The sequence below is a fragment of the Amycolatopsis sp. NPDC048633 genome (assembly GCF_040650695.1).
Classification (GTDB): Bacteria; Actinomycetota; Actinomycetes; order Mycobacteriales; family Pseudonocardiaceae; genus Amycolatopsis.
Genome location: NZ_JBEZHS010000014.1, coordinates 215,076 through 221,075, shown reverse-complemented (window position 1 = coordinate 221,075; position 6,000 = coordinate 215,076). Strand labels below are relative to the sequence as shown.

The following is a 6,000-nucleotide window of genomic DNA, read 5'->3' as shown; positions in this document are numbered from 1 at the left end:
CCGGCGGACCCGGCGTTCGCGGCGTTGGGTGACGCGAAGTTCACCGAGCTGGCGGGTAAGCCGGCGGAGCTGTCGCCGATCCTGCAGTACCACGTGGTCGGCAAGCGTTATGACGCCAAGGGGCTGGCTGCGGCGGGTTCGCTGGAGTCGTTGAACACCGCGGGTGGGCCGCTGAAGATCGAGGGGACCGGTGACAACATGACGGTCAACGGCGCGAAGATCCTGTGCGGCAACATCCCCACGAAGAACGCGACGGTCTTCGTGATCGACAAGGTGCTGACCCCCGGCACCAACAAGTAACACCGACCTCCGGGTCATCGAGCCCTCCCTTGCGGGTGACCCGGTAGCAGCTGCCGCCGCGGCTCCACGATCGCTGGAGCCGCGGCGGCTGTGTCGCATCCACGGAGGTTCCCGGGCGGGACCTCCGTGGCTCCGGTCCGGCGGCGGGTAGCAGGGAGATCCGCCGCCGGGGGACGCCCTCAGCGGCGGCGTCCCGCCGGCCGCCGTCACCGCTGGTTCACTCCATGGTCGTGGCGGCGGCCGGCTTCTCCCCGTGCCCGGGTCTGGTGACTCCGGATCCCCGCGGCATAGAGTTTCCCCAGCCGGATCGCCGTCAGCGGCGAGTGCTCGTGCGAGAGGGGGCTCGATGCGGGTGATCGCTCCTCCGATCGGTTCCGCGCGGCTATCCGTGCCTTCGCCGCCCTTGACGGTCGACCGGCTGTCGGTGCTGCTGGTCGAAGACGACGACGGGGACGCGCTGCTGGTCGAGGAGATGCTCGCCGACCTCCCCGCCGAGGCCGAGCGGATCACGCTGCTGCGGGTGGCGACGCTGGCCGCCGCGCTGCCCCACATCGCGGGCGTCGACTGCGTGCTGCTCGACCTGCAGCTGCCCGACGCGTCCGGCCTGAGCGCCCTCACGACGTTGCGGCAGCGCAGCCCGGCGAGCGCCATCGTGGTCCTGACCGGGCAGAACGACACCGCCACCGGCGTGGCCGCGGTCGCCGCCGGCGCCCAGGACTACCTCGGCAAGGACCAGGTCGACGGCCCGCTGCTGATGCGTGCGATGCGGTACGCCTGGGAACGGCGAAGGGCCGAGGACGCGGAACAGCGGCTCATGGAGCAGCAGCTGTTCGCGGGGGAGAACGCGCGTCTCGAACGCGGCCTGCTGCCCACCCCGCTGCTCGGTGACGGCGACCTGGGCCTGGCGGTCCGCTACCGCCCGGGCCGGGACGGCGCGCTGCTGGGCGGCGACTTCTACGACACCGTCGAGCAGGCTGACGGCACCGTCGAGGTGATCATCGGGGACGTCTGCGGCCACGGCCCGGACGAAGCCGCGCTGGGCGTGGCGCTGCGGATCGCGTGGCGGGCCCTGGTGCTCGCCGGGCTGCCGGCGGTCGACGTCCTGACCACGGTCGAGCGGGTCCTGGTCAACGAGCAGATCGAGCCGCTGTTCGCCACGGCCTGCATGCTCACCGTCGCCCCGGACCGGGCATCCGCGCGGATGGTGCTCGCCGGGCACCCGCCGCCGTTGCTGCTCCCGCGAGCCGGACCGGCCACGTTCCTGCCGTCGGACGCGCTGGGCCCGCCGCTGGGCATCCCGCTACGCAGGCCGCGCCGGCAGGCCGAAGTCACCCTGGCACCGGGCTGGTCCCTGCTGCTCTACACCGACGGGATCTTCGAAGGCCGCTCCGGCGCGAGCGAGCGGCTCGGCCGCGCGCGGATGGCCGCGCTGGCGGAAGGGCTCCTTGTCGGGCCGGGTGACCGCGGCGAGGCGCTGGACGCCCTGATCGGCCGCGTCCAGCAGCTGAACGACGGCCCGCTGGACGACGACGTCGCGCTGGTTCTGCTCACCCGGAAGCCTGAGCTTTGACCTCCTGGCCCGAGACCCCGGGTACCGGGCCGCCCGAGGACGGTCCGGTACCCGCGATCGGAGCTCAGTTGGCGGCGCTGGTGTTCACTTCGCCGTTGACGCCCTTGGGGAAGAAGCCGCCGGACGTGGCGGCCTTGTTCGTCAGGTAGACGATGTTGAGGACCTGGCCGGGCGAGCGGCTGTAGGCGATGCCGTTCGCGTCGGTGGGCACGATGTTGGCGTTGCCGTGGCTGTCGACGACGCCCTGGTCGTCGTCGGCGGGGCCGTCGAGGCTGTCGCGGGCGGCCGACAGCTTGACCGTGGCCTTGGCGTCGCCGCGCAGGTAGAGGGCGCTGCGGATGTTGGCGGCGTGGTACGCCTCGACGGCGAGGATGCCGGCGGCGGCTTCGAGGTAGGTCTTGTTGGTGATCAGCGGGGCGGCACCCTTGTAGGCCGTCACGCCGACGTCTTCGAACAGGAACGCCGCCAGCAGGAAGTTCTCCTCGCAGGAGAACGCGTCGAAGCTCTGACCGCGTTTGACCAGGCCCGCGGCCTGGGCCGCGGCGGTGAAGCTGGACTGCAGGTCGATCGCCGGGCGGCTGACCGCGGCCGAGCCCAGCGCCGAGCGCAGGAACTGGACGTGGGCCTTCTCGTCGCCGGCGATCTCCTGGGCGTACTGCTTGGCGGCCTTGGTCTGGAACCGGACGGCGCGCCCGCCGGTGACGCCGCCGCGCGTGCCCGTGCCGGTCGTCATGGCGTCGGCGAGGCCCTTGCCGGTGACGGCGTGCAGGTAGAACTCGGCTTCGAGGTACTCGAGGTTGAGCGCGAAGTTCAAGACGGCGCCGTCACTGACCCCGCCCGGGGCGGCCGCGGCGGCGGGTCGTGCGGTGGCCGCGGCGGCGGGCCCGGCGACGAGACCGCCGAGGGCGCCGGCGCCGACGACACCCAGGCCGGTCATGCCGGCTGCCTTGAGGAAACGGCGGCGGTCCTGGTCGTTTTCGGCACTGCGGTTGATCATCGCTGCGGCATAGCGTTTGCCAAACACGGACGAACTCCTCCCCGCCCGCGCGCGTACGGCGGGCGACACCCACTCGACGGGTCTTCCCGCGGTGGGACGGATCCTTCGTGGACCTTTCCCTTTCGGGGCTGTCCCCGCCGCGGATGGGGGTGATCCACCGTGTGGGTGTCAGGTGGGCTTCGAGGCAGGAAAATTCGGCGGTTTACCCGCTACTCAGTGGTAGCAAACCCGTTAGAGGGAAAGAAAAAACTTCGATCTACACCCAATCCGGTGATGGTCTTCGCCTCGAAACCCCACTGACGGTGAAGTCCAGACCCGAAGGGGGGTGAGATGGATGGATACTTCCCAGACGGACTCCGCGCTGGTCCGGCACCCACTGGTACTCCGGGTGCTCGTCGTGGCCGGCGCGTTGTTCGGATTCACCCTGCTGGCGCTGGCCGTGTCGGGGGCCGCGAACGCTTCCGAAGGTTCGCCCCCGCCCGATCGGTCCGGCCTGCTCGATCGAGCAGGGCAAACCGTGCACGGCGTGCTCGAACCCGTCGAACCGGTGCTGAAGCCGGTCACAGGCACTGTGCACGCGGTGACCTCGCAGGTGGCTCCGGTGGTGAAGCCGGTGACGAGCGGGCTCGAGCCCGTGCTCGCGCCGCTGACCCGACCGGTGCTGCGCACGGCGGAGCCGGTGCTGTCGGCCTTGCGGCCGGTCACCGAGCCCGTTTTGCACGCGCTGTCGCCGGTGACCTCGCCGGTCCTGCAGGCCACGGCCCCGGTGACCAAGCCGGTGGTGCGGGCGATCGGGGCCGAGAACGTGGCTCCGGCGCTGACCGGGCAACCGGCCGAGCCCGCGCCTCGCGGAGACACCAGTGCCCCGCCTGTGGCGGCGGCACCGGTCGAGCGGATCGCTCAAGCCGGCTGGAACGCTCCGGCCGTCGTCAAGCAGGGTGACGCTCAGCGTCGTCAGGACGCTCAGGCCGGTTCCCGGCACATCGCCGGGGAAGCGGTTCCGGATTCGGCCGGCGTTGCCGGTCCGATGTCCGGATCCGGCGGCGGCGGACTGCCCGCCGACGTGTCCGGCATGAGCGGTTCGATGTCGGCGGGTTCCGGCGGTCAGCACGGTGGCGAGTACGCCGTGACCGCGGCCGGGACCGGCGAGCCGGGGACCGATCGATCCTGGCGGGCGCCACCCGCGGGCTCGTGGTCGTTGCACTGGCTGCAGTTCTACGGCAACGACCATCCGAGCTGACGTTCCCTTTCCACCCTCAAAATCCACAATGGACAGAGAGTAGGAAAGGGAAGTCATGCACAAGTACGTGCGACGCGGCCTGACCGCCGCATTCATCTCCGGCGGGTTCGTCCTGCTGGGATCAGCGGTGGCCAGTGCGGACACCGGGAACTCGGGCCCGCTGGGCGGGCTCGGCACCACGCTGCACTCGGTCGTGTCCGGCACCGCCACCGGCGGTAACGGCGGGACCTCGGGCGACGGCGGGAACGCGAACAGCAGCAACACCGCTGTCAGCGGGAACTCCGGCAACTCGGGCAACTCCGGCTCCACCGGCGGCAACAGCGCCTACGGCGTCTGCGTGCTGGCCAAGTGCACCACCTCGGTGTCCTCGGGCAACTCCGGGAACACGGGCGCGACCGGCTCGACCGGGAACGCCTCGAACACCAGCACCACCACCGGTGGCCACTCCGGGAACGCCGGCGACGGCGGCTCCGGGACGGCGGCGGCGTCGGGCAAGAACACCGCGGACTCGCGGGGCGCCCGCGGCGTCGGCAAGGTGCTCGGAACCGTCACGGGCACGGCGACGGGTGGTAAGGGTGGCAACTCCGGCGACGCCGGGAACGCCACCAGCGGCAACTCCGCGGTGTCGGGCAACTCCGGCAACTCGGGGAACTCCGGGTCCACCGGGGGCAACAGCGCCTACGGCCTCTGCCTGCTGGCGCAGTGCAGCACCACCGTGTCCTCGGGCGACTCCGGGAACACCGGCGCCACCGGCTCGACCGGTGACGCGACCAACACCAGCACGACCACCGGCGGGAACTCCGGCAACGCGGGCAACGGTGGCGACGCCACCGCGGCCGGCACCACCTGGAACTCCGCGAAGAACAACGGTGGGCACGGCTGGGGCTGGAACCGGCACGACCAGGGCGGCAAGACGGGCGTCCTGGGCTCGGTCACCGGCACCGCCACGGGTGGCAACGGTGGCAACTCCGGCGACGCCGGGAACGCCACCAGTCACGACAACGCGGTGACGGGCAACTCCGGCAACTCGGGTGACTCGGGTTCCACCGGTGGCAACTCCGCCATCGTGTGGACCGTGGGTGGCCAGGACAACGGCCGTGGACACCACCGCGGCTGTGGCTGGAACAACGGTGGCTGGAAGCACGAGAGCGGCACGAAGTCGGCCACCACGGTGACTTCGGGCAACTCGGGTGACACCGGCGCCACCGGCTCGACCGGTGACGCGTGGAACTCCAGCAGCACCACCGGCGGGAACTCCGGCTGGGCGGGCAACGGCGGCGACGCCACCGTCGTCAGCACCGGTCACAACTCCGCCACGAACAACGGTGGGCACCACGGGAACCAGGGCGGCAAGAGCAGCGTCCTGGGCCAGGTCACCGGCACCGCGACCGGCGGCAAGGGCGGCAACTCCGGCGACGCCGGGAACGCCACCAGCGACAACAACGCGGTGAGCGGCACGTCCGGCACCTCGGGTGACTCGGGCTCGACCGGCGGCAACACCGCCGTCACGTCGACCCGCGGGCACGAGCAGCAGGGCCGCCACCACGGTCACCGGAACAACGGTGGCTGGAAGCACGAAGGCACGAAGTCGGCCACCACGGTGACTTCGGGCAACTCGGGTGACACCGGCGCCACCGGCTGGACCGGCGACGCGGGCAACACCAGCAGCACCACCGGCGGGAACTCCGGCTGGGCGGGCAACGGCGGCGACGCCGGCGTCATCGCCACGGGCTGGAACACCGTCGCGCACAGCCCGCACACCGTCTGACGGTCAAGGGGTAGGAGAGCGGGGGCACCGATTCGGTGCCCCCGCTTTTCGTTGCGGATGTCCCACCGGACCGGCCGTCCACAGTGGTCAGTCGACGTAACCCTCAGGTAAGGATCATCGGCGAC

5 protein-coding genes are annotated in these 6,000 nt (G+C 71.5%); 4 read left to right on the top strand and 1 reads right to left on the bottom strand.

Translation table 11 applies throughout. The features are described from left to right. Both AB0C38_RS25370 and AB0C38_RS25365 read left to right on the top strand, forming a co-directional pair. On the top strand, positions 1-300 hold a 300-nt coding region (locus AB0C38_RS25370; protein ID WP_360677589.1), incomplete at its 5' end, for a fasciclin domain-containing protein. Between the two features lie 403 nt (positions 301-703). Then, positions 704-1,870, top strand: coding sequence for a SpoIIE family protein phosphatase (locus AB0C38_RS25365; RefSeq protein ID WP_360677587.1), 1,167 nt, complete (start codon positions 704-706; stop codon positions 1,868-1,870). Positions 1,871-1,934: 64 nt separating this feature from the next. On the opposite strand, the gene AB0C38_RS25360 is transcribed toward AB0C38_RS25365, so the two are convergent. Beyond that, entirely contained in the window at positions 1,935-2,894 is a 960-nt protein-coding gene (locus tag AB0C38_RS25360) for a ferritin-like domain-containing protein (RefSeq protein ID WP_360677585.1), read from the bottom strand. Positions 2,895-3,201: 307 nt separating this feature from the next. Between AB0C38_RS25360 and AB0C38_RS25355 the strand changes: the two genes are divergently transcribed. Next, a complete protein-coding gene (locus AB0C38_RS25355; RefSeq protein ID WP_360677583.1) occupies positions 3,202-4,107 on the top strand; it encodes a hypothetical protein in 906 nt (301 codons plus the stop codon). A gap of 55 nt (positions 4,108-4,162) precedes the next feature. After that, positions 4,163-5,875, top strand: a complete 1,713-nt coding sequence (locus AB0C38_RS25350) for a hypothetical protein (RefSeq protein WP_360677581.1) — start codon at positions 4,163-4,165, stop codon at positions 5,873-5,875. Positions 5,876-6,000: the final 125 nt, after the last annotated feature.

Bases quoted from the DNA above. Each gene is read 5' to 3' on its own strand.
- AB0C38_RS25355 (WP_360677583.1), top strand. From the start codon at position 3,202: ATGGATACTTCCCAGACGGACTCCGCGCTGGTCCGGCACCCACTGGTA.
- AB0C38_RS25350 (WP_360677581.1), top strand. From the start codon at position 4,163: ATGCACAAGTACGTGCGACGCGGCCTGACCGCCGCATTCATCTCCGGC.